At 72.7% G+C, this 21,257-nt stretch carries 17 protein-coding genes, 1 pseudogene and 1 riboswitch; of the genes and pseudogenes, 6 read left to right on the forward strand and 12 right to left on the reverse strand.

Annotated elements, in window-relative coordinates:
• Window positions 1–261 precede the first annotated feature (261 nt).
• Window positions 262–633, reverse strand: coding sequence for a PRC-barrel domain-containing protein (locus ACFC8N_RS14330; RefSeq protein WP_376288298.1), 372 nt, complete (start codon window positions 631–633; stop codon window positions 262–264).
• 119 nt (window positions 634–752) lie between these two features.
• A riboswitch (glycine riboswitch) is annotated at window positions 753–847 on the forward strand.
• A gap of 173 nt (window positions 848–1,020) precedes the next feature.
• Here ACFC8N_RS14330 and gcvP point away from each other — a divergent pair.
• On the forward strand, window positions 1,021–3,906 hold the full coding sequence (gene gcvP, locus ACFC8N_RS14335; protein WP_356037279.1) for an aminomethyl-transferring glycine dehydrogenase: 2,886 nt from the start codon (window positions 1,021–1,023) through the stop codon (window positions 3,904–3,906).
• 91 nt (window positions 3,907–3,997) lie between these two features.
• Here the strand turns inward: gcvP and ACFC8N_RS14340 are convergent, their stop codons facing one another.
• Genes ACFC8N_RS14340 through modA form a run of 4 tightly spaced genes read right to left on the reverse strand, consistent with a single transcriptional unit; the run spans window position 3,998 to window position 7,260 of the window.
• Window positions 3,998–4,417: a TOBE domain-containing protein gene (locus ACFC8N_RS14340; RefSeq protein ID WP_362821412.1), complete on the reverse strand. Its 420-nt coding sequence runs from the start codon at window positions 4,415–4,417 to the stop codon at window positions 3,998–4,000.
• A 28-nt stretch (window positions 4,418–4,445) separates the two neighbouring features.
• Complete coding sequence (locus ACFC8N_RS14345; protein WP_376288299.1) at window positions 4,446–5,531, reverse strand: ABC transporter ATP-binding protein; 1,086 nt, start codon at window positions 5,529–5,531, stop codon at window positions 4,446–4,448.
• A gap of 41 nt (window positions 5,532–5,572) precedes the next feature.
• A complete protein-coding gene (modB, locus tag ACFC8N_RS14350; RefSeq protein WP_362821410.1) occupies window positions 5,573–6,433 on the reverse strand; it encodes a molybdate ABC transporter permease subunit in 861 nt (286 codons plus the stop codon).
• Window positions 6,430–7,260 carry a molybdate ABC transporter substrate-binding protein gene (gene modA / locus ACFC8N_RS14355; RefSeq protein ID WP_356037286.1) on the reverse strand — a complete coding sequence of 277 codons (831 nt, stop codon included), beginning with the start codon at window positions 7,258–7,260 and terminating at the stop codon, window positions 6,430–6,432. The genes modB and modA overlap by 4 nt, the downstream gene beginning before the upstream one ends.
• 206 nt (window positions 7,261–7,466) lie before the next feature.
• Between modA and ACFC8N_RS14360 the strand changes: the two genes are divergently transcribed.
• Window positions 7,467–7,955, forward strand: a complete 489-nt coding sequence (locus ACFC8N_RS14360; RefSeq protein ID WP_356037288.1) for a molybdopterin-dependent oxidoreductase — start codon at window positions 7,467–7,469, stop codon at window positions 7,953–7,955.
• Here the strand turns inward: ACFC8N_RS14360 and ACFC8N_RS14365 are convergent.
• Window positions 7,870–10,611 carry a molybdopterin-dependent oxidoreductase gene (locus ACFC8N_RS14365; RefSeq protein WP_376288300.1) on the reverse strand — a complete coding sequence of 914 codons (2,742 nt, stop codon included), beginning with the start codon at window positions 10,609–10,611 and terminating at the stop codon, window positions 7,870–7,872. The two genes, ACFC8N_RS14360 and ACFC8N_RS14365, sit on opposite strands and share 86 nt — an antisense overlap.
• Window positions 10,608–11,432, reverse strand: a complete 825-nt coding sequence (locus tag ACFC8N_RS14370; protein WP_376288301.1) for an FAD binding domain-containing protein — start codon at window positions 11,430–11,432, stop codon at window positions 10,608–10,610. Before ACFC8N_RS14370 ends, ACFC8N_RS14365 begins: the two co-directional genes overlap by 4 nt.
• A gap of 210 nt (window positions 11,433–11,642) precedes the next feature.
• Here ACFC8N_RS14370 and ACFC8N_RS14375 point away from each other — a divergent pair, with 210 nt between their 5' ends.
• Window positions 11,643–13,244, forward strand: a complete 1,602-nt coding sequence (locus ACFC8N_RS14375; RefSeq protein WP_376288302.1) for a helix-turn-helix domain-containing protein — start codon at window positions 11,643–11,645, stop codon at window positions 13,242–13,244.
• A gap of 10 nt (window positions 13,245–13,254) precedes the next feature.
• Here the strand turns inward: ACFC8N_RS14375 and ACFC8N_RS14380 are convergent, their stop codons facing one another.
• The gene (locus ACFC8N_RS14380) at window positions 13,255–13,650 is read right to left on the reverse strand and encodes a molybdopterin-binding protein (protein ID WP_071377990.1); all 396 of its coding nucleotides are present in this window, start codon (window positions 13,648–13,650) and stop codon (window positions 13,255–13,257) included.
• Between the two features lie 127 nt (window positions 13,651–13,777).
• Here ACFC8N_RS14380 and ACFC8N_RS14385 point away from each other — a divergent pair, with 127 nt between their 5' ends.
• Window positions 13,778–14,371 carry a DUF1707 domain-containing protein gene (locus ACFC8N_RS14385; protein WP_376288303.1) on the forward strand — a complete coding sequence of 198 codons (594 nt, stop codon included), beginning with the start codon at window positions 13,778–13,780 and terminating at the stop codon, window positions 14,369–14,371.
• Between the two features lie 39 nt (window positions 14,372–14,410).
• Here the strand turns inward: ACFC8N_RS14385 and ACFC8N_RS14390 are convergent, their stop codons facing one another.
• The gene (locus tag ACFC8N_RS14390; protein WP_376288304.1) at window positions 14,411–16,366 is read right to left on the reverse strand and encodes an amino acid transporter; all 1,956 of its coding nucleotides are present in this window, start codon (window positions 16,364–16,366) and stop codon (window positions 14,411–14,413) included.
• A gap of 363 nt (window positions 16,367–16,729) precedes the next feature.
• Window positions 16,730–17,260, reverse strand: a complete 531-nt coding sequence (locus ACFC8N_RS14395; RefSeq protein WP_362821403.1) for a universal stress protein — start codon at window positions 17,258–17,260, stop codon at window positions 16,730–16,732.
• Window positions 17,261–17,472: 212 nt separating this feature from the next.
• Here ACFC8N_RS14395 and ACFC8N_RS14400 point away from each other — a divergent pair.
• Window positions 17,473–18,342: pseudogene (locus ACFC8N_RS14400) on the forward strand (family 43 glycosylhydrolase); the annotation flags it as partial.
• A 240-nt stretch (window positions 18,343–18,582) separates the two neighbouring features.
• Window positions 18,583–19,626, forward strand: coding sequence for an endo-1,4-beta-xylanase (locus tag ACFC8N_RS14405; RefSeq protein WP_356037301.1), 1,044 nt, complete (start codon window positions 18,583–18,585; stop codon window positions 19,624–19,626).
• A gap of 100 nt (window positions 19,627–19,726) precedes the next feature.
• Here the strand turns inward: ACFC8N_RS14405 and ACFC8N_RS14410 are convergent, their stop codons facing one another.
• Together ACFC8N_RS14410 and ACFC8N_RS14415 are read right to left on the reverse strand one after the other, a co-directional pair.
• On the reverse strand, window positions 19,727–19,933 hold the full coding sequence (locus ACFC8N_RS14410; protein WP_071377983.1) for a DUF5999 family protein: 207 nt from the start codon (window positions 19,931–19,933) through the stop codon (window positions 19,727–19,729).
• 314 nt (window positions 19,934–20,247) lie between these two features.
• Window positions 20,248–20,847, reverse strand: coding sequence for a hypothetical protein (locus ACFC8N_RS14415; protein ID WP_356029973.1), 600 nt, complete (start codon window positions 20,845–20,847; stop codon window positions 20,248–20,250).
• Between the last annotated feature and the right edge of the window lie 410 nt (window positions 20,848–21,257).

Raw genomic sequence — 21,257 nt, forward strand, 5'->3', positions numbered from 1 at the left:
TAACTCACCCCGGAGCCGTTCCACTTCCCCCAACCTCATACCGGGAAGCTGCCCACCACCAGCCGAGATCACTCGACGTAACGAAGCACTACTAGGGGGTGTCGCTTGGATCAGGCCGGCCGTGAGGAACGGCCGCCTGCCGGCCGAGCCGAGCGGGGTCGTGGGGGAGCCGGTGATCGATGACAATGCCGCAGATGGGCGTGCCAGGGCCCGCGACGCCGGCATGATCCGAACGACACCCCCTGGCGGGGTGCGCCGGCCTCAGGCCTCCTCCGACCCGGCCAGCTTGCCGAAGTCCCGGTCGGGGAGCGTGGGAGGCAGGGCCGTGTCGAGGCCGTAGTGGTGGTAGAGCTGGAGTTCCTGTTCGGGGGAGAGATGGCGGCCCACGCCGAAGTCCGGGGCGTCCTTGATGAGGGCGCGGTCGAAGGGGACGCGGAGGGTGCCCTCGACGAGTTCGCTCGGTTCCAGCGGGACGAACGCGTCACGGGAGAACAGGCCGGTGCGTATGGCCGCCCACTCGGGTATGCCGGTCGCGTCGTCCAGGTACACCTCGTCGACGGTGCCGATCTTGGTGCCGCTGCGGTCGAACGCCTTGCGGCCGATCAGGTTGCGCGGATCGATGTCGGTCTGCACGGTCGCTCTCCCTCCACATGGTCACAACTCATCCGTAACCACTACAAAAGAGCAGATTCGCGGAGGCGGCCACTCGAGGGCTCGGGCGTTGACCTCGCTGGTAGTCTGACAACGGCTGCTGAACCCGTGCGGGAGAGTCCTCCGATCACCTCGGAGGCGCCGAAGGAGCAAATCCTCCCCGGAATCTCTCAGGCTCACGTACCGCACGGACGAGGTCACTCTGGAAAGCAGGGCGGTTGTCGACGGCTTCCGCTCTCACCGACGGTGAAAGCCGGGCCTCTCGGGCGCCCGGTGAAGCTCTCAGGTTGAGATGACAGAGGGGGAGGCCGTCGGGGCACCGCACCGTGGTGCCCTTCGAAGGTCGCGTCAGACCAGGAGGCCTCCGCAATGACCGCCCACCGCATGCCGCTCTCCGACCTCGAAGCGGGTATTCCCTTCGAACAGCGCCACATCGGGCCCGACCAGGAGGCGCGGGCCAAGATGCTCGCGCAGGTCGGCTACGGCTCGCTGGACGAGCTGACCGCCGCCGCGGTCCCCGACGTGATCAAGAACGCCGACGCCCTCGACCTGCCGGGCGCCCGCACCGAGGCCGAGGTGCTCGCCGAGCTGCGCGCGCTCGCGGACCGCAACCAGGTGCTCGGCTCGATGATCGGCCTGGGGTACTACGGGACGTTCACCCCGCCCGTCATCCTGCGCAACGTCATGGAGAACCCCGCCTGGTACACGGCGTACACGCCCTACCAGCCGGAGATCTCCCAGGGTCGGCTGGAGGCCCTGCTGAACTTCCAGACCATGGTCGCCGACCTGACCGGGCTGCCGACCTCCGGTGCCTCCCTGCTGGACGAGGGCACGGCGGCCGCCGAGGCCATGGCGCTGTCCCGGCGCATGGGCAAGAACAAGAAGGGTCTGTTCCTGGTCGACGCGGACGTGCTGCCGCAGACCATCGCCGTCATCGAGACCCGCTCCGAACCGACCGGTGTCGAGGTCGTCGTCGCCGACCTCAGCGAGGGCATCCCGGCCGACATCGCCGCGCGCGAGATCAACGGCGTACTGATCCAGTACCCGGGCGCCTCCGGTGCCGTACGCGACATCAGGCCGGTCATCGACCAGGCGCACGAGCTGGGCGCCCTCGTCACCGTCGCCGCCGACCTGCTCGCGCTGACCCTGCTGACCTCGCCGGGTGAGCTGGGCGCGGACATCGCGGTCGGCACCACCCAGCGGTTCGGCGTGCCGATGGGCTTCGGCGGTCCGCACGCCGGTTACATGGCCGTGCAGGAGAAGTTCGCGCGCAGCCTGCCCGGCCGGCTCGTGGGCGTCTCCGTCGACGCCGACGGCAACAAGGCCTACCGGCTCGCGCTCCAGACCCGTGAGCAGCACATCCGCCGTGAGAAGGCCACCAGCAACATCTGCACCGCGCAGGTGCTGCTCGCCGTCATGGCCGGCATGTACGCCGTCTACCACGGCCCGGAGGGGCTGCGGATCATCGCCCGGCGGACGCACCGGTACGCCACGCTTCTCGCCGAGGGCCTGCGGGCCGGCGGTGTCGAGGTCGTCCACGGTGCCTTCTTCGACACCGTCACCGCGCGCGTGCCCGGCAAGGCCGCCGAGGTCGTCGCCGCCGCCCGGGAGAACGGCGTGAACCTGCGCCCGGTCGACGCCGACCACGTCTCCGTGGCCTGCGACGAGACCACCGACCGGGACCGGCTGGGCGTGGTCCTCGCGGCCTTCGGCGTCGCGGGCGACATAGCGGCGCTCGACGCGACCGCCGCGGACGCCCTGCCCGAGGCGCTGCTGCGCGGCGACGACTACCTCACCCACCCGGTCTTCCACCAGCACCGCTCCGAGACCGCGATGCTGCGCTACCTGCGCAAGCTCGCCGACCGCGACTACGCGCTCGACCGCGGCATGATCCCGCTGGGCTCCTGCACCATGAAGCTCAACGCGACCACCGAGATGGAGCCGGTCACCTGGCCCGAGTTCGGCGGGCTGCACCCCTTCGCGCCGGCCGAGCAGGCGCAGGGCTTCCTCACCCTCATCCGCGAGCTGGAGGAACGTCTCGCCGAGGTCACCGGCTACGACAAGGTCTCCCTCCAGCCGAACGCCGGCTCCCAGGGTGAGCTGGCCGGTCTGCTCGCCGTACGCGGCTACCACCGCGCCAATGGCGACGAGCAGCGCACCGTCTGCCTGATCCCGTCCTCCGCGCACGGCACCAACGCGGCCAGCGCCGTGATGGCCGGCATGAAGGTCGTCGTCGTCAAGACCGCCGAGGACGGCGAGATCGACGTCGAGGACCTGCGCGCCAAGATCGAGCAGCACCGCGCCGAGCTGGCGGTGCTGATGATCACCTACCCGTCGACGCACGGCGTCTTCGAGGAGCACGTCGCCGACATCTGTGCCCGGGTGCACGAGGCGGGCGGCCAGGTGTACGTCGACGGCGCGAACCTCAACGCGCTGGTCGGCCTCGCCAAGCCGGGCCACTTCGGCGGTGACGTCTCGCATCTGAACCTGCACAAGACCTTCTGCATCCCGCACGGCGGCGGCGGTCCCGGCGTCGGCCCGGTCGCGGTCCGCTCGCACCTCGCGCCGTACCTGCCGAACCACCCGCTCCAGCCCGCGGCCGGCCCCGAGACGGGCGTCGGCCCGGTCTCGGCCGCCCCCTGGGGCTCGGCGGGCATCCTGCCCATCTCCTGGGCGTACGTCCGCCTGATGGGCGGCGAGGGTCTCAAGCGGGCCACGCAGGTCGCCGTGCTGTCGGCGAACTACGTCGCCAAGCGCCTGGAGCCGCACTACCCCGTGCTCTACACCGGCCCCGGCGGCCTGGTCGCGCACGAGTGCATCATCGACCTGCGCCCGCTGACCAAGGCGACCGGCGTCAGCGTGGACGACGTCGCCAAGCGGCTCATCGACTACGGCTTCCACGCGCCCACCATGTCCTTCCCGGTGGCCGGCACGCTCATGATCGAGCCGACCGAGTCCGAGGACCTCGCCGAGCTGGACCGGTTCTGCGACGCGATGATCGCCATCCGCGCGGAGATCGAGAAGGTCGGCGCGGACGAGTGGCCGGCGGAGGACAACCCGCTGCGGAACGCCCCGCACACCGCCGCCGCGCTCGGCGGCGACTGGGCGCACGCCTACAGCCGCGAGGAGGCCGTCTTCCCGGCCGGTGTCTCCGCCGCCGACAAGTACTGGCCGCCGGTGCGCCGGATCGACCAGGCCTTCGGCGACCGCAACCTGGTCTGCTCCTGCCCGCCGCCGGACGCGTACGAGGACTGACACCTCTCGCCCGCCGGCACGGCGGCGGGCGGTGACATCGAGGGCCCCGCCCGGATTCCCGGGCGGGGCCCTCGCCGTGTCACCCGCCGTGTCACTCCGTCGCGAGGGCCACCTCGGTCGCCTTGATCAGAGCGACCACGTCGGAGCCCACGAAGAGGCCGAGGTCCTCGACCGCGTCCTTGGTGATCGCCGCGGTCAGTTCGCCGCCGTCGACGGTGATCCGGACGGTCGCCATGACGGCACCGGTGACGAGGCCGGTGACCGCGCCGGGCAGCTGGTTGCGGATCGACAGGCCCTCGACCCGGCCGCTGGCGAGGGAGACCTCGGTCGATTTCACGAGGGCGCGTACGGGCGAGCCGGGGGCGAGGGCGAGTTCCTCGGCGGCCTCCAGGGTGATCGCCGCGGTGAGGTGCTGCCCGCCGCCGAGGCGGACCTTCACGGCGGCCATCGCCTCGCCCGACCGGACCTCGGTGACGGCGCCGGGCAGCTGATTGCGGATGCTCAGGGTCATGGGCACCCACGGTAGGGCGCGCGGTCACCTAAGCCGGGTATGCGTGCGTCTGCGTCGCTTTGACCGTCGCCCAGACAGCGGCGCCCAGGTGCAGATCCAGCTCGGCCGCGGCGACCGTGGTGAGGTCGGCCGCGAGCGGGAGTTCGCCGACGAGGCCGGCGCGGATCTGGTCGCCGTGCGTCTCCAGGCCCTCGACCTCGCAGCGCCACAGGTTCCGGGCGCTCGCGCCGGTCGGCCGGTCCCGGAACAGGGTGACGGCGCTCGGCGGGAACGCCACGAAGACGGGCCCGGACAGCTCCTCGGTGGTCGTGAGCGAGGGCCCGGCGTCGAGCCGTACCGCGTGCCCGTCCGCCCGGCCCCGGTAGAGGTTGAGGCCGACGAGCTGGGCGATGTAGTCGGTGCGGGGGTGGCGGGCGATGTCGGCGGGGGTGCCCTCCTGCACCACCTGGCCGTCCTCGATGACGACCAGCCGGTCCGCGAGCACCATGGCGTCCAGCGGGTCGTGCGTGACGAGAACGGCGACCGCCTCGAACTCGGCCAGATGGCGGCGCAGTTGGGCCCGGACCTCCAGGCGGGTGCGGGCGTCCAGGGCGGCCAGCGGCTCGTCCAGGAGCAGCAGCCGCGGGCGGGTGGCAAGGGCCCGGGCGACGGCCACCCGCTGGGCCTGCCCGCCGGACAGCCGGCGTGGCTTGGCGTGGGCGTGGTCGGCGAGCCCCATGCGCTCCAGCCACGCGGCCGCCCGGGTACGGGCCTCGGTCTTGGAGACGCCCTGGCAGCGCGGCCCGAAGGCCACGTTGTCCAGGGCGGTCAGGTGCGGGAAGAGCAGGTAGTCCTGGAAGACCACGCCGACCGGGCGGGACTCCGGGGGAGTGTCCGCCAAGGAGGCGCCGTCGAGCCGGAGATGCCCGTCGGTGAGCGGGACGAGACCGGCGAGGGCGCGCAGGGCGGTGGTCTTGCCGGCGCCGTTGGGGCCGAGCAGGGCGACGACGTCGCCGGGGGCGGCGGTGAGGGAGACGTCCAGGCGGAAGGCGTCCCGGTCGACGACGAGCCGGGCGTCGAGCCCCTCGCCGCCCACCCGGGTCGGGGCGGCTTCGGGGGCGTCGATGTCGGTCATGGGACGGTACGTTCGCACACGCCCGGGGTCGGCGGCCACGCTCACGCTCCCGTCATCCAGCGGTCCCGCAGCCCCGCCAGCACCGCGATCGACACCGCGAGCAGGACCAGGCTGAGGGAGATGGCGGCGTCGGGGTCGTCCTGGAGGGCGAGATAGACCGCGAGGGGCATGGTCTGGGTGCGGCCGGGGAAGTTGCCGGCGAAGGTGATCGTCGCGCCGAACTCGCCGAGCGCGCGGGCCCAGGCGAGGACCGAGCCGGCCGCGATGCCGGGGGCGATGAGCGGCAGGGTGACCCGGCGGAACGCGGTGAAGCGGGACGCGCCGAGGGTGGTCGCCGCCTCCTCGTAGCGCGGATCGGCCGCGCGCAGGGTGCCCTCGACGCTGATGACCAGGAACGGCATCGCGACGAACGCCTCCGCGACCACCACCCCGGTGGTGGTGAACGGCAGGGTGATCCCGAACCAGGCGTCCAGCCACTTGCCGATCACGCCGTTGCGGCCGAGGGCCAGCAGCAGGGCCACACCACCGACCACCGGCGGCAGGACGAGGGGCAGGGTCACCAGGGCCCGGACGAACCCCCGGCCGGGAAACTCGGTGCGGGCCAGCAGCCAGGCCAGGGGCACGCCCAGGACGAGGCTGACGGCCGTCGCCGCCGTCGCGCTGACCAGGGACAGCTGGAGCGCCTGCCAGACCTGGGTGCTGGACAGCTGGTCCGGCAGCGTGCGCCAGGGCGCGCGGACCAGCAGCGCGAGCAGCGGCAGCAGCAGAAACGCCAGCGCCACCAGGCCCGGCAGCAGCAGCGGCAACGGCACCCCGCGCCGGCCCCCCGTGCCGACGCGGCGACGCCGCGGCCGGCCCGTGCGGGGGCCGGTCGCGGCGTCGGGTTCGAGAGGCGAGGTCACGGCTTGAGGAACCCGGCCTCGCTCAGCACCTTCTCGCCCTCGGCGGACTGCACGAGGGCGATGAACGCCTTGGCGGCCTCGGCGTTCGGCGCGTTCTTCAGCAGGACGATCGGGTAGTCGTTGATCGCCTTGGCCGACTCCGGGAACTCCACGCCCTGCACCTTGCTGCCGGCGGCGTGCACGTCGGTCTTGTAGACGACGGCGGCGTCGGCCTCCTTCAGTTCCACCTTGTTGAGGGCGCCCTTGACGTCCTGCTCGTAGGAGACCGGGGTGAGCTTGAGGTGGCTGGCGTCCAGGGCCTTCTGCGCGGCGGCGCCGCACGGCACGGTCTTGTCGCACAGCACGACCTTCAGGCCGGAGGCGGTGAGGTCCTTCAGCGAGGCCACCTTGTGCGGGTTGCCCGGCAGGGTCGCGATCTCCAGCTGGTTGCGGACGAAGGTGGCCGGGGTGCCGGCCGCGTCCTTCTTGCCCGTGACGATCGCCATGGTCTTGGGGCTGGCGGCGGCGAAGACGTCCGCCGGGGCGCCGCTGGTGATGCTCGCGGCCAGCGTGTCGCTGCCGCCGAAGTTGAAGCTGACCTTGGTGCCGGGGTGCTGCTGCTCGAACTCCTTGCCCAGGGCCGTGAAGCTCTCCTTGAGGGAGGCGGCCGCGAACACGGTGACGCTGCCGGAGAGCTTGGGGGAGCCGGAGGCGTCCGACGGGGCCGACGAGCCCGACGAGTCCGAGGACTTCGACGAGGAGGAACAGGCGCTGAGTGCCAGCAGGGCGGCGGCTCCCGCACCGGCAACCTTCAGCATCCGTCGGGTCCGGCGCACGGAACGGGTCATCACGGGTCTACTCCTCGCGTTCTGTGGAACAAGTGTCGCGCCCTGTCGCGGCCGGAGGAACCGGCCGTGCGGCGATGATAATGCCGCATCTGCCAGGGGTAAGTCTCCTGTCACATCGCATGAGCTGCGAACTTGTGACATGTAGCTTGCATGTGCGTTTGTACGGCGCACTCCGGCGGGTACCGTCCTGCGGGAGGTGGTCGCAGATGACGCTCGCGCAACTCGCCCTGACCGGCGATCTCGCCAGGCCCGCCCGGCTGACCGTGCCGGAGCTGCTGCACTGGCCGCAGCACCGGGCGGACGTCAGCTTCGACTGCGCGACCAGCGGCATCCAGCACCACCGCTTCACCGGACCGCGCCTGTACGACGTCCTCGCCGACGCCGGCCCGGACTTCGACCCGGCGCGGCGCAAGGACCGGCTGCGCTTCCTCATCGCCGTCACCGGCACCGACGGCCACCACGCGGTGCTGTCCTGGGCCGAGATCGACCCGGACTTCGCGGACGCGCCCGTCCTGCTGGGCGTGCGCATCGACGAGACTCCACTGGATTCGGCCGGACCCCAGCTGGTCCTCCCACAGGACCGGTGCGGCGCCCGGCACATCAGCGGGATCACCGCGATCCGGGTGGACGGCGGTTACCGCTGTGGCGCTCCAGCGCCCGCCACACCCGGTCGCGCAGCAGCGGCACCTCGGTGAACCGCACACCCGCTGCGTCCCGCAGCGCGTTGGCCAGGGCCGGGGCGACCGGGTTGAACGGGCTCTCGCTCATCGACTTGGCGCCCAGCGGGCCGATCGCGTCCGCCGTCTCCATGAAGTGCACCTCGGTGCGCGGCACGTCGGCGTACTGCGGGAGCCGGTAGCGGCGGAAGGCGGCGGTGTCGACCGCGCGCCGCCCGTCCAGCAGGACCCGCTCGAAGAGGGTGGCGCCGAGCGCCTGGGCGACCCCGCCCTCGACCTGCCCCCGGCACTGCATCGGGTTCATCACCTTGCCCGCGTCGGCCGCGTGCACACTGCGCAGGATGCGGATCTCGCCGGTCCCGGGGTCGACCGCCACCCGGAACCAGTGCGCGTTGAAGGCGACCGAGCGCGGGGTGCCGCCGAAGTGCCCGTCGGCGCTCAGCTCCAGGCCGACGGTGCGCGCGGCCGCGTACACCTCCTTCAGCAGCAGGCGTCCGCCCGGGTGGAGCACGGCCTCCTCCGTCAGCCGGCACCGCCCGCGCGGGACGGCCAGGTGGGCGGCGGCGAAGTCCAGCAGCTGGTCGGCGAGGGCGCGGGCGGCGCGCAGGGTGGCCTTGCCCGCGACGACCGTACCGGTCGAGGCGAAGGCGCCGGTGTCGTGCCGTACGACGTCCGTGTCGGACTGGCGGACGGCGATCCGGTCGACGGTGGTGGCCAGCTCGCCGGCCGCGATCTGCTTGTGCACCGTCGTGGTGCCGTTGCCGAACTCGGCGGTGCCGACGGCCAGGTCGAAGGTGCCGTCCGGCAGCAGGGAAGCCCTGGCGTCGGCGATGTGGCCGCCGGGCGGGCCGGTCGCGATCATCGCCAGCGCGGCGCCGTCGCCGACCAGCCACCCCGCGGGGACGGGCTCGGACGCCGGCTCCGCCTGGGCCCGGCGCACGATCGCCACGCACTGGTCGAGGCCGTAGCTCGCGATGTGCAGGTCCTCCTCGTGGCCGCCCGGGGTGAGCATCGGTTCGTCGGGCCCGATGATGTTGCGCGCCTTGAACTCCAGGGGATCCAGGTCCAGTCGGCGGGCCAGCTCGTCCAGCGCCGACTCCACCGCGAACAGCACCTGGCCCAGGCCGTAGCCGCGGAAGGCGCCCGCCGGGACGGTGTGCGTGTAGACCGAGTAGGCGTCGACCTTCTTGTGCGGGGCGCGGTAGACGGCCAGGGACTCGCCGACGCTGTGGAACATCACGGCCGGCCCGTGGTTGCCGTACGCGCCCGTGTTCGCGACGACGCGCAGCTGGAGCGCGGTGAGGGTGCCGTCGCGGCGGGCGCCCGCCTTCACCCGGATCGTGAAGGGGTGCCGGGTGGTGGCGCCGTAGAACTGCTCCGCGCGTGTGTACTCCAGTTTCACCGGGCGGCGCAGCCTCAGCACGGCGAGCGCCACGATGTCCTCGACCAGCATCTCCTGCTTGCCGCCGAACCCGCCGCCGACCCGCCCCGCCAGCACCCGGACCTGGTCCTCGGGCAGGTCGTACAGCGCGCACAGGGCGCGGCGGGTGAGGAACGGCGTCTGGGAGCTGGTGCGGACGGTGAGCCGGCCGTCCTCGTCGATCCAGGCGAGGGCGCCGTGCGTCTCCAGGCTGGCGTGCTGGACGCGCTGGGTGCGGAAGGTGTCCTCGTAGACGACGTCCGCCGCCGCGAAGCCCGCTTCGACGTCGCCGAGCTCGCCGTGCGCCTCGCCGACGACGTTGGCCTCGGGGCGCGCGATGCGGGCCGTCGCCGCGTCCTTGTCGTGGACCACCGGGGCGCCGGGGCGCATGGCCTCCTCCGGGTCGAGGACGGCGGGCAGCACCTCGTACGTCACCTCGATCCGCCGGCAGCCCTCCTCCGCGGCGCCCTCGCTGTCGGCGACGACGGCGGCGACGCGCTGGCCGATGTGGCGGACGGTGTCGTCCAGGACGCGGGTGTCGTCCGGGTCCTCCTCGGGGTGTTCGTGGCGGGCGGTGGAGAAGTGCCGTTCCGGGGCGTCGTGGTGGGTGAGCACGGCGTGCACGCCGGGGACGCGCAGGGCGGCGGAGGTGTCGATCGCGAGGATGCGGGCGTGGGCGTGCGGGGAGCGCAGCAGCTTCATGTGGAGCAGGCCCGGTACGTCGATGTCGAAGGTGTAGCGGGCGGTGCCGGTGACGACCTGCGGTCCGGCCGGGGCGGGCAGGCTGCGGCCGACGGTCTCGCCGGGCGCGGGCGCCTCCACGTTCTTCACCCCGCGCACGGCGTCCTCGATGGCCCGGTAGCCGGTGCAGCGGCACAGATTGCCCTTGAACGCCCTGGGCAGATCGGCGAGTTGGTCCTCCGTGAGCGCTGCCGTGGTCATCAGGAAGCCGGCCGTGCAGAAGCCGCACTGGAAGCCCTGGGCGTCGAGGAACGTGCGCTGCACGGGGTGGAGTTCGCCGTCCGGGGCGGCCAGGCCCTCGACGGTGGTGACGCTGCGGCCGTCGGCGCGGAAGGCCGGGTAGAGGCAGCTGTGCACCGGCTCGCCGTCCACGTGGACGGTGCAGGCGCCGCAGTCGCCCTGGTCACAGCCCTTCTTCACGCCGAACCAGCCGCGCTCGCGCAGATACGTGCGCAGACACTGGCCCGGGCGGGGGTCCTCCTCGTGGGACCGTCCGTTGACCTCGACCCTCATCGCCGCTCCTCCTCCGTCAGTTCCCGGCGGATCTCCTCCGCCAGCCGCAGTGCCATGTGCCGCCGCCACTCGGGCAGTCCGTGGATGTCGTCGAACCACTCGCCGTCCGCGCCGGCCCCCTCGACCGCCGCCCGCAGCGCCGCGGCCGTCGGCGGCAGCGGGAACCACAGCCGCACCGGGCGCACCGTGGCCGCGGTGACGGTGACCGTGAGGGAGTGGTCGACCGGGTCGAGGGTGCCGATGACGAGGGCGGCCGAGCGCCCGAGGCCGTACAGCGAGACCTGCCGGAACGCCGTACGGCAGGCGAGGGCGCGGGCGGGCAGGGTGACCGAGCGCAGCAGCTCGCCCTCGGCCAGATCCTTGCGGCCCGCGCCGGTGACGAAGTCGGCGACCTTCGGGCGGCGCGCGGATCCGTCCTGGGCGAGGAGCAGGCAGGTGCCGTCGAGCGCGGCCGTGAGCGAGATCATCGGGCCGGCCGGCAGGCCGTTGCACAGGTTCCCGCCGACGGTGGCCATGTTCCAGATCTTGAACGAGGCGAGGAAGGCCCGGCAGCACTGCTCGAAGAGGGGCGCCGCGGGGGCGGTCAAGTCCTGTGCGCAGCGGGACAGTTGGGCGATGGTGCAGGTGGCGGCCAGCTCCAGGGAGCCGTCCGGGTGCCGCTGTGCGGGCGTCCAGCCCATGCGGCTCAGGTCCACCAGACGCCGCAGGTGCGGCTGGGGCTCGGAGAACAGATACGTCCCGCCGCCGAGCCAGGCGTCCCCGGGCCGCCAGGGCGCGGGCCGCCGGGCGTCTCGTATCTCGGCCACCGTGTTCAGGTCCATGGCCGGAAGTGAACCAACGGGAACCGGTCGAATCGACTGGTGCGGGGCACGGAAACACCGACGTCGCAGGTCCCGGGACTGGAGGATCAACCAAGAGGCATTCCGCTCCGGCAACCTTGCATTTACGATGCCTTCTCTCGCACTCACCTGGTGAATGCGAGATGCCGGGGGATGTGCTCACCCCGCGGCGGCCGTACGAGGAGCCAGCACATGCACGTCGAACACCTCCTGGGGGACGCCTCCCTCGGGCTGCGCCTGCTGTGGGCGGAGGACGCGCTGCTGCGGCGCGAAATCAGCGGAGTGACCGTCACGGACCTGGAGGACCCGGCCCGGTTCGTACGGCCCGGCGAGGTGGTCCTCAGCGGGCTGGTGTGGTGGTCACCCGACGGCGGCTCCGGCAAGGCCGAACGGTTCGTCTCGGCCCTGAAGGACGCGGGGGCCGCCGCGCTGCTCGCGGGCGAGGAGACGCACGGGACCGTGCCCGACGACCTGGTCGAGGCGTGCGTGCGCCACGGCGTGCCGGTGGCCGGGGTGCCCGCACACATCATGTTCCGGTCGATCACCGACACCGTGTACCTGCGCCAGTGGGGCGGGCTGAGCCGGCATCACGCGCTGCCGGAGAACGCGCGCGTGCGGCTGAGCCGGCTGCTCGCCCAGGAGGCCGGCCCGCACGCCGTCCTCGCCGAGGCCTTCGCCCACCTCGGCCGGACCGCCGCCTACGTCTTCACGCCCTCGGGCCGTACGGTCGCCGCCACCGAGGGTGCCCCGCCGGTGCCCCCGCGGGAGGCGCTCGCGCTCGTCGCGGACGGCACCGGGGTGACCGCCTCCGTCGACGCGAGCGGCGTCTCGCCGTACGAGCGCCGGCTGTTGTACCTGCCCGACCCGGACGCCGCCCCGCCGCGCATGCTGCACGAGGTCGCCGCCGTGCTGGCCCACTGCCAGGAGGCCGCCGCCCGGCGCCCCTCGGCCCGGCTGCGCGCGGCCGACGAACTCGGCGCGCTGCTGTCGGCCCCGGACGCGCGCGAGGACGGCACGGTGGAGGCGGCGCTGCGGCGGTGCGGGCTGCCGGAGACGGGGCCGTACCTGGTCCTCGTCGCGGACGCCGGGACACGGCGGCCAGGGCCGGACGAAGGGCCGCTCGCCGAGGGCGCGTTGACGGAACTGGCGGGGCATGCGGTGACGGCCGGCGACGCGGGCGGTGCCGCGGTGGTGGCCGCGCGAGCCGAGGAGGCCGTGGCGGAGGCGGGCGCGGAGGGCGGGCCCGGGGAAGCCGCGGCCGTCGGCCGGCTGCCGGACGGGGGCGCCTTCGCGGTGCTGTCCGGGGTGCCCGACGGCTGGGCGGACGAGGTCTGGCCGCTGGTCGCCGGGTGCGTGCCCGGGGTCGTCCTGCACGGCGGCACCGGCGCGCCCGCGGCGGGGCCCGGGGAGCTCGGCGCCGCGCTCGGGCAGGCCCGGTACGCCCTCACCTCCGCGCGGACCACCGCGCCCGACGCCTCCCGCCTGACCGACGCCCGCGGCCTCACCACCCTCGACGCGCTGCTCACCGGTGTGCCGGCCGAGGTGCGCACCGCCTATGCCCGTACGGTGCTCGGCCCGCTGCTGGAGACCGGCCGGCCGCCCGTCGCGGTCCTGCTCGGCACCCTGGAGACGTTCCTGGCCTGCGACGGCTCCTGGGCGCGCACGGCGCAGGCGCTGCATCTGCACGTCAACACCGTGCACTACCGGGTGGAGCGGATCGAGCGGCTGACGGGGCGCGACCTGTCGCGGCTGCGGGACCGGCTGGACCTGTGGGCGGCGCTGCTCTGCCGCTGACCCCGCCGCGTCAGACGCGGTCGATGTGCACGTTGGTGGACTTCACGCGCGCGGTGGCCTCCATGCCGACCTCCAGGCCCAGTTCCTCCACGGCCTCCCGGGTCAGCAGGGACACCAGCCGGTGCGGGCCCGCCTGGATCTCGACCTGGGCGGCGACGTCGCCGAGCTTGATCGCGGTGACGATGCCGGGGAAGGCGTTGCGGACGGAGGTGTAGGAGGCGTCCTCCTCGCCGCCGGCCGCCTTGGCCAGTTCGACCGAGAACGCGGCGAGGGCACGGCCGTCGATGAGCCGGCGCCCGGCCTCGTCGCGATGGGTGGCCACCCGGCCCGCGTCGGCCCAGCGGCGGGCGGTGTCCGGGCTCACGCCGAGCAGCCGCGCCGCCTGGCCGATCGTGTAGGACTGCATGCCGGTCACGATAGGGCCAACCACCGGGAACCATGGACGTGGGGTTGGCCGTCAGGTATAACGCGATATAACGTTAGTTCTCGATGGCGACGGCTCCCCGCGGAGCCTGCTGGAACGGGGTGAGGGGATGACGGCCGACATGGTGGACGCGGACGTGCCGGACGGGCTGCGTGCCTCGCACGCGGACCGCGACCGGGTGGTGGAGGCGCTCGCCGCCGCCGCGGGGGAGGGCCGGCTCACCCACGAGGAGCTGGACGAGCGCGTCACGGCCGCGCTGTCCGCCCGCACGCTCGGGCAGCTGGCGGTGCTCACCGCCGACCTGCCGGCGCAGGCCGCCGCCGTCGTGGCACCGGCGGCGGCCAAGGACGTCGTCCGGATCGAGCAGCAGTACGCCTCGGCCACCCGCGAGGGCCCCTGGATCGTGCCCCGCCGGCTGGAGATCGTGTGCGCCTGGGGAAACGTGACCCTGGACTTCTCCGACGCCGTGCTCACGCACGACACCCTCGACATCGACCTGGACCTGTGCGGCGGCACCCTGCGCCTGATCACCCGGCCCGGCATGGTCGTCGACACGGACTCGCTGGCGGTCGGCTACAGCAAGACCAAGGTCCGCCCGGCCCGCGGCCCCGAGGCGCCGGTCGTGCTCTGGGTGGGGATAGGCGGGCGGATCAGCATGGGGAAGGTGGACGTACGGCCGCCCCGGCGGTGGTTCGGGAAGTAGCGCCGAGCCGGTCGGGCCCGGCGCTGTCCGCTCCCGGACTCAGCCGGTGTGCACCCGCGGCCGGCGCTCCCGGTTCGGCTCCGCCTCGCGCAGCACCTCGCGGGTGACCGGGGCGACCTCGCCCTGGCCGAAGAGGAAGAAGCGCAGGAAGTTGGCGAACGGATTGCCCTCGGTCCACTCGAAGTAGATGTGCGGGGTGCAGCCCGTCATGTCGCGGGCGTTGAGCAGGAGCGCGGCCAGGGCGTTCGGGATGGACGCGGACTCCAGGGTGAGCACCCGGTAGCGGTCGTGCAGCACCTCGCCGCGCACGGTCAGGCCCGCCTCGAACTCGGAGGGGTCGGTGACCGTGACCTCCACGAAGACGAAGTCCTCCTGCTCCGGCATGTCGTTGTCGGCGCGGATCTGCTCGACCTTGTCGCGGTACTCGGCCTTGTCACGGTGACCCGGTTCATTGGCGATGAACCGCATCTTGCGGCTGGCCATGTCCCGGATGAATCGTTCCGCCATCGGATCGAACGTCACGCTGGTGACGCGCAGCTCGAAGGCGCGGGCCAGCCGGGACAGCAGCGAGACGAGGATGATGCCGACGATGAAGCAGGCACCGATCTTCACACCGTCCGGGCGCTCGATGACGTTGGCGACGGTCACGTAGAGCAGAACGGCGGACACGACCGCGAAGGCGATGGTCCAGCCGCGCTGGGCGGCCCTGCGGGAGGCGATGGTCACCGCGATCGCCGCGGAGGACATCAGGACCAGCACACCGGTGGCGTACGCGCCGCCCTGTGCGTCGACGTTGGCGTCGAAGAGCCAGGTCACCAGGAACGCGACCAGCGTGAAGACGATCACCATCGGGCGCACGGCGCGGGCCCAGTGCGGGGCCATGCCGTAGCGAGGCAGGTAGCGCGGCATGAGGTTGAGCAGACCGGCCATGGCCGAGGCGCCGGCGAACCAGAGGATGGCGATGGTGGAGAGGTCGTAGACCGTGCCGAAGGCGCCGCCGAGGTACTCGTGGGCGAGGTAGGCGAGCGCACGGCCGTTGGCCTGACCGCCGGTCTTGAACTCGTTGGCCGGGATCAGCACCGTGGTGATGAAGCTGGTGGCGATCAGGAAGACGCTCATGATGAGCGCTGCGGCCGTCAGCAGCTTCTTGGTGTCGCGGATCCGGCCCTTGGGGTTCTCCTCGGTGTCGTCGGGGTCGCCCTGGACGTGGGGCATGACGGCGACGCCGGTCTCGAAGCCGGACAGACCGAGGGCGAGCTTCGGGAAGACCAGCAGGGACACACCGACCATGGCGAAGACGTTGCCGTGCTGGGTGGTCAGGGCGCTGGTCCAGTCGGTGACCACGTGCCCGGCGGTGAGGACGTGCCACATGCCGACGATCACGACCACCGTGTTGAGGGCGAGATAGAGCACCACGAGGGCGACCGCGACGCCGATCGCCTCCAGGAAGCCCTTGAGGAACACCGCTCCGAGCAGGGCGACCAGCAGCAGGGTGATCACCATCTGCTGGCCGTGCAGGACGTTGGTCAGGTGCGGGTTCTCGATGAGGTGGGTGGAGGCGTCGGCGGCCGAAAGAGTGATCGTGATCAGGAAGTCCGTGGCCGCGAAGCCCAGCAGCGTGAGGACGAAGAGCTTGCCCTTCCAGAAGGAGAGCAGCCGTTCCAGCATCGCGATGGATCCCTCGCCGTGCGGGCTCTCCTCCGCCACGCGGCGGTAGACCGGGAGGGCGCCCGCCAGGGTGACGATGACGAGGACGAGGGTGGCGATGGGGGAGAGCAGGCCTGCCGCCAACGCCGCGATGCCCGGCTGGTAGCCGAGGGTGGAGAAGTAGTCGACACCGGTCAGACACATCACGCGCCACCAGCGTTGGCCCTTGTGCGGGGGCTCCGGCTCGGCGTGGGGACCCGTGTGGCCACCGGGCTTGCCCATGTCGGACAGCCCCTCCAGCATCCAGGTGCGCAATCGACTGGAAGGAGGGTGTTCGGTCGTGGCCATCGGCGTGCTCCTGTGTGCGGCTCAGCTCTTTCCGGCCATCACGCGGACGGCCGCACCAGCGTATGCAGAGAGTGACGTCTGGGCCTATGGATCTCGGCTCGGTGGGCGTCAAGCTTGCGTTAAGAATGACCGGCGGCCGCCCCGGGCGCATCAACAGCGGCCGCCGGGGCGGTGTGGCCTGGGCCACGATTCTGCCGGTGGTGCGTCGTACAGGCGTTCTGGCAACCTCGCCCGGCGTCACCGTTTGTCGACGTGTTGACGGCCGCGGAGCGCGTTCCTGACGTCCTCGCGGGGGGTGTCGGCCGCCGGTCGGCACGGCTCGCGACCACGGTGCGTGACCGTGGTCGGGGTGCCGGACCGCTCCTACAGCCGGCGGAGGTCCATGCGCAGATGCCATGTGTTCCGCCGGTGGACCGACAGCAGTTGGGATTCGAGCGGGGAGGGGGGTACGGCGAGGACCGGGCAGATCGCGTGGGCGAGGCAGTGCCGGGAGACCCGGCCGGAGAAGGCACGGTGCAGTCCGCGCCGCCCCGCGCCGACGACCAGGACGTCGTCCTCGCGGTCCGCGGTCGCGACGAGCGCCGGGCCCGGTGCGCCGCGGACGACGACGGCGTGGACCGGGACCCCCGGGCCGTCCCCGCCGAAGATCTCCTCCAGCACCGCGATCAGCCGCTGCCGGGCCAGCCGCTGCCACTCCTCGACCGCCAGACCGCCGACGGGGCAACGGCGTGCGGCGGGGTCGCCGCCCGGCGGCTCCCAGGCCAGCACGGTCCACAGTTCGGCACCCAGCCGCCGGGCCAGCGCGGTGGCCCGGCGCAGGGCCGTGACGCTGCCCAGGGAGCCGCTCACGCCGACCACCACCCGAGCCACCGCCGAGGCGTCGTAACCGGACATCGCTCCACCGCTCCTCGCGCCCTGGCGGGCGACGCCCGGGTGACGCGTGCGGACGTGCCCGCCTGCAAGGCCCTTGCTCCCTTCCATCCCACCTCCGCGCGCAGGATTCGACCAGCCGGGGCGTACACCTTTCCCGACCCTCCTCCGCAGCGCGCCAAGCCAAGAGAATTCGGCGCCACGATCGAAACTTTCGACATTCTGTGGGGTGAGCCGTGCGGACCTACGACAACCCCGTCATCCCCGGCTTCCGCCCGGACCCGAGTGCGCGCCGGCTCGGGGACGAGTACGTCCCCGGTGTCCCGCTCTTCCAGAGCCGGGACCTGGTGCACTGGCGGCAGCCCGGCAACGTCCTCGACCGACCGGGCCGGTTGACGCTGCCCGGCGCCGTCCCCGCCGGCGGCACCTTCCTCGTCACCGCCGAGCGCCCCCGGTCGGACCCGGTGCGGTCGGGCACCGGACTGCGGGACCCCGAGGCGCGGCATCTGTACCGGATCGGCGCGTGGTGGCACTTGCTGCCCGCCGAGGGCGGGACCGCGCTCGGGCTCGGCGTCTGTCGGCCGCCCGGGCCCGCTCGCCGCGCGGCCCCTGGGAGCCGGCTCCCGGCAACCCGCTGCTGAGCCACCGCGGCACCGGCCTGCCGGTCCAGTGCACCGGCCGCGGCGACCTGGTCCAGGCGGCCGACGGCGGCTGGTGGACGGTGCTGCTCGGCACCCGGCCGCGCGGCTGGTTCCCGGAGTTCCACGTCCTCGGCCGGGGGACCTTCCTGGTGCCGGTGGAGTGGGCCGACGGCTGGCCCGGTTGGGGCCGGTGGGGGAGCGCCATCCGCCGCCCGCCGCCTGGGCGCCCCTCGAACAGCCGCCGGCGCGCGACGACTTCACCGCCCCCCTGCTCGCGCCGTACTGGATCTCCCCGCGCCGCCGGCCCACGCGGTCCTGGTCCCTCACCCGGCGCCCCGGGCAGCTCGCCCTGACCGCGACCGGGGACAGCCTCGACCGGCCCGGGCGGGCCTGTCGGTCCGGCTGGACGGGGCGCACCACTGCGACCCGGAGGTGGCCGGCGGGGCGGCGGCCGTGCTCGCCCGCCGGTCGTGTTCTCGGGATGTACGTCACCGAGGGCACTGCGGCCTTCGGCTGGTTCGACTACGCACCCGGACCTCGTGCGTGACACCTTGACGCTCCCAAGGGGCCCTTCTAGAGTCGCGGTTCCGAACGTTCGGGGATTTGCTCGAATGTTTCGCCTACTCGACGCCGGCTCGTCGGCGGTCTCGTCGCCGGTGCCGCCAAGGGCTGAACACCCCTCGTCCCGCAGATCGGAGCCGCACCATGCCCCAGGTACGTCTGAGACTCGCCGGCGCCCTCGCGGCCGTCCTCGTGGCCGCCGGCGTCGCCACCGGCCCCGCCGCCCAGGCTCACGACCGGCAGCCCACGCTCGCCGATCTCGCCCGGCGCCACGGCCGCTACGTCGGCAGCGCCACCGACAACCCCGAACTCACCGACAGCGCCTACACGAAGATCCTCGGCGACGAGTTCGACATGATCACGCCGGGCAACGGCATGAAGTGGTACGCCACCGAGCCCCGGCAGGGCGTCTTCGACTGGACCGACGGCGACCAGATCGTGAACCTGGCCCGCGAGCACCACCAGCAGGTCCGCGCCCACACCCTGGTCTGGCACAGCCAGCTGCCCGACTGGCTCACCTCCAGGCAGTGGACGGCCGCCGAACTGCGGGCCGTGCTGAAGAAGCACATCACCACCGAGGTACGGCACTACCGGGGTGAGGTGTACTCCTGGGACGTCGTCAACGAGGCCTTCAACGAGGACGGCACCTACCGCGAGACCCTCTGGTACAAGACGCTCGGCCCCGGCTACATCGCCGACGCGCTGCGCTGGGCCCACGAGGCCGACCCGCACGCCAGGCTGTACCTCAACGACTACAACATCGAGGCGACCGGCCCGAAGAGCGACGCCTACTACGCGCTCGCCAAGAGCCTGAAGGCCGAAGGCGTCCCGCTCGACGGCATCGGCTTCCAGACCCATCTGGCGCTCCAGTACGGCTATCCCACCACGCTCAGGGACAACCTGAGCCGCTTCTCCCGCCTCGGCCTGGACACCGCGCTCACCGAGGTCGACGTACGGATGCAACTGCCCGCGACCGACGCGAAGCTGGCCGAACAGGCCGACTGGTACCGGCAGTTGACGCAGGCCTGCCTGGCCGTGCGCCGGTGCGTGGGCATCACCGTCTGGGACTACACCGACAAGTACTCCTGGATCCCGGGGGTCTTCCCCGGCGAGGGTGCCGCCCTGCCCTGGGACGAGCAGCTGAACCCCAAGCCGGCGTACCAGGCGCTGCGGGAGGCGCTGAGCTAGCACCCGGGCACGGTCCGTAACCGCCCCTGGACACACGTCGGGGCCGGTGCGCACCTCGTACGGTGCGGCCGGCCCCGCAGGTCCTTCGCGCGCCCTCCGCTCAGGCGGCGGTCATCACATGCTCCGCACCCAGCGGGCGGTGCGGAGCGATGATGCGGCCGTCGGGCAGCAGCTCACCGGTGTCCTCGAAGAGCAGGACGCCGTTGCACAGCAGACTCCAGCCCTGCTCGGGATGGTGCGCCACGAGTCGGGCGGACTCCCGGTCGGCGGACTCTGCTGTCGGACACGGCGGCTGGTGCTGGCACATGGGTGGGATCTCTCGCTCTGTCGTGGTCATGGCCGTCCCCCGTGGTGATAAGTCGGTCGGAACCCAGTGTTGCCCTCCGGGCGTCATTCCGCAGGGATTTCGCGGCACCGCTTCTCACAGGTTCATGACGCGTCACCCGGGCGGACGGTTCAGTCCAAGTGCACTGTCCCTTTGGGTGGTTCGCAGTGGTCGGATGGGGCTAGTCCATGCAGGCCAAGCCCCTGACCTGGGCCCTGGCAGGGGTGTTCCGGCAGGTGTGTCCGGCATGGGCGTGCCCCCCCGCCGGGAGGCGGCGGGGCACGCGGGAGGTCCGGTCAGGCGGGCGAGCCGAGCACGGTCGGGCCGAGGAGCGGGAGCGGGGTGGCGCGGTGGGTCAGTACCGGTAGCAGTTCGGCGACCCGGAACGGGCGGTGCGCCGATATGCCGGGCGGGGCCGGGGCGAGGGGAACGAGCAGATCGGTGCCGGCCGGGTGCCCCTCGGCGCCGTCGGCGGTGGTGTCTCCGTGCAGCCACAGCGTGAGCATGTACAGCCCGGGGACGGACAGCAGCCGTGCCTGGTACGGCTGTTGCAGTGCCTCCGCCTGCTGCATCGCGCGCTCGGTGGAGGGGACGTAGGGGCCCTCGAAGAAGTGCGAGAAGGTCCAGCCGTCCGGGGTGAGCATGGTGTCGGCGGCGGCCACCGCCTTGTCGCCGCAGCGGATCAGGAAGCGCCAGCCGGCCAGCCGGGTCGCGGACAGCCCCTGGGGCGTGATCCGGTCCAGCACATGGACGGGGAGCGGGAGTTCGGGTGTCGCCGGGCCCTGCGCGGCGCGCAGGGACGGGGTGCGGGCCTCGCGGACGGCGGTGGGGGAACCGAGGGCGGCGAGGACGGAACGCAGGGCGGGCGCGGGGGCAGGGGGCACGTGCAGCGGCATGGTGGGTCGCCTCTCTCATTCGACAGGCGCGGCGGCGCGAGGAGGGTGGGGCGGACGGCGCTGTCTGCTCACGGAAAGGCCGGAAGGGTGGTGGCCCGGGTCGGTGAACGTGGGTGCGGCTCGGTCTGCCTCCCGTGACCGCGACGGCAGGAACATGGCAGGAACCACGACCGAGGGCGTCAACCTTCTGCCTTGTGGGCGAAGTTTATACGACGCGCGTTCGGCCGTTGTTTCGTCTATCCGATTCCGGTGAACCGCGCAAGACCGCAATACGCCACCGATATGCGGGAATCCTCCCGGTTCCCGGACCGGTCCTGCCTCGCTGACCTCGGAATACGCGCCGGCAGCGGTCGGCCGAATGTCGTCGGAGTTTTTCACGAGATGTGCCGGGTACCCGGTGGGCCGGGCTG

The organism is Streptomyces sp. NPDC055966, from assembly GCF_042269865.1.
In the GTDB taxonomy this organism is placed as follows: Bacteria; Actinomycetota; Actinomycetes; order Streptomycetales; family Streptomycetaceae; genus Streptomyces.

Bases quoted from the DNA above. Each gene is read 5' to 3' on its own strand.
- gcvP (WP_356037279.1), top strand. From the start codon at position 1,021: ATGACCGCCCACCGCATGCCGCTCTCCGACCTCGAAGCGGGTATTCCC.
- ACFC8N_RS14340 (WP_362821412.1), bottom strand. From the start codon at position 4,417: ATGACCCTGAGCATCCGCAATCAGCTGCCCGGCGCCGTCACCGAGGTC.
- ACFC8N_RS14345 (WP_376288299.1), bottom strand. From the start codon at position 5,531: ATGACCGACATCGACGCCCCCGAAGCCGCCCCGACCCGGGTGGGCGGC.
- modA (WP_356037286.1), bottom strand. From the start codon at position 7,260: ATGACCCGTTCCGTGCGCCGGACCCGACGGATGCTGAAGGTTGCCGGT.
- ACFC8N_RS14360 (WP_356037288.1), top strand. From the start codon at position 7,467: ATGACGCTCGCGCAACTCGCCCTGACCGGCGATCTCGCCAGGCCCGCC.
- ACFC8N_RS14365 (WP_376288300.1), bottom strand. From the start codon at position 10,611: ATGAGGGTCGAGGTCAACGGACGGTCCCACGAGGAGGACCCCCGCCCG.
- ACFC8N_RS14370 (WP_376288301.1), bottom strand. From the start codon at position 11,432: ATGGACCTGAACACGGTGGCCGAGATACGAGACGCCCGGCGGCCCGCG.
- ACFC8N_RS14375 (WP_376288302.1), top strand. From the start codon at position 11,643: ATGCACGTCGAACACCTCCTGGGGGACGCCTCCCTCGGGCTGCGCCTG.
- ACFC8N_RS14380 (WP_071377990.1), bottom strand. From the start codon at position 13,650: ATGCAGTCCTACACGATCGGCCAGGCGGCGCGGCTGCTCGGCGTGAGC.
- ACFC8N_RS14385 (WP_376288303.1), top strand. From the start codon at position 13,778: ATGACGGCCGACATGGTGGACGCGGACGTGCCGGACGGGCTGCGTGCC.
- ACFC8N_RS14390 (WP_376288304.1), bottom strand. From the start codon at position 16,366: ATGGCCACGACCGAACACCCTCCTTCCAGTCGATTGCGCACCTGGATG.
- ACFC8N_RS14395 (WP_362821403.1), bottom strand. From the start codon at position 17,260: ATGTCCGGTTACGACGCCTCGGCGGTGGCTCGGGTGGTGGTCGGCGTG.
- ACFC8N_RS14405 (WP_356037301.1), top strand. From the start codon at position 18,583: ATGCCCCAGGTACGTCTGAGACTCGCCGGCGCCCTCGCGGCCGTCCTC.
- ACFC8N_RS14410 (WP_071377983.1), bottom strand. From the start codon at position 19,933: ATGTGCCAGCACCAGCCGCCGTGTCCGACAGCAGAGTCCGCCGACCGG.
- ACFC8N_RS14415 (WP_356029973.1), bottom strand. From the start codon at position 20,847: ATGCCGCTGCACGTGCCCCCTGCCCCCGCGCCCGCCCTGCGTTCCGTC.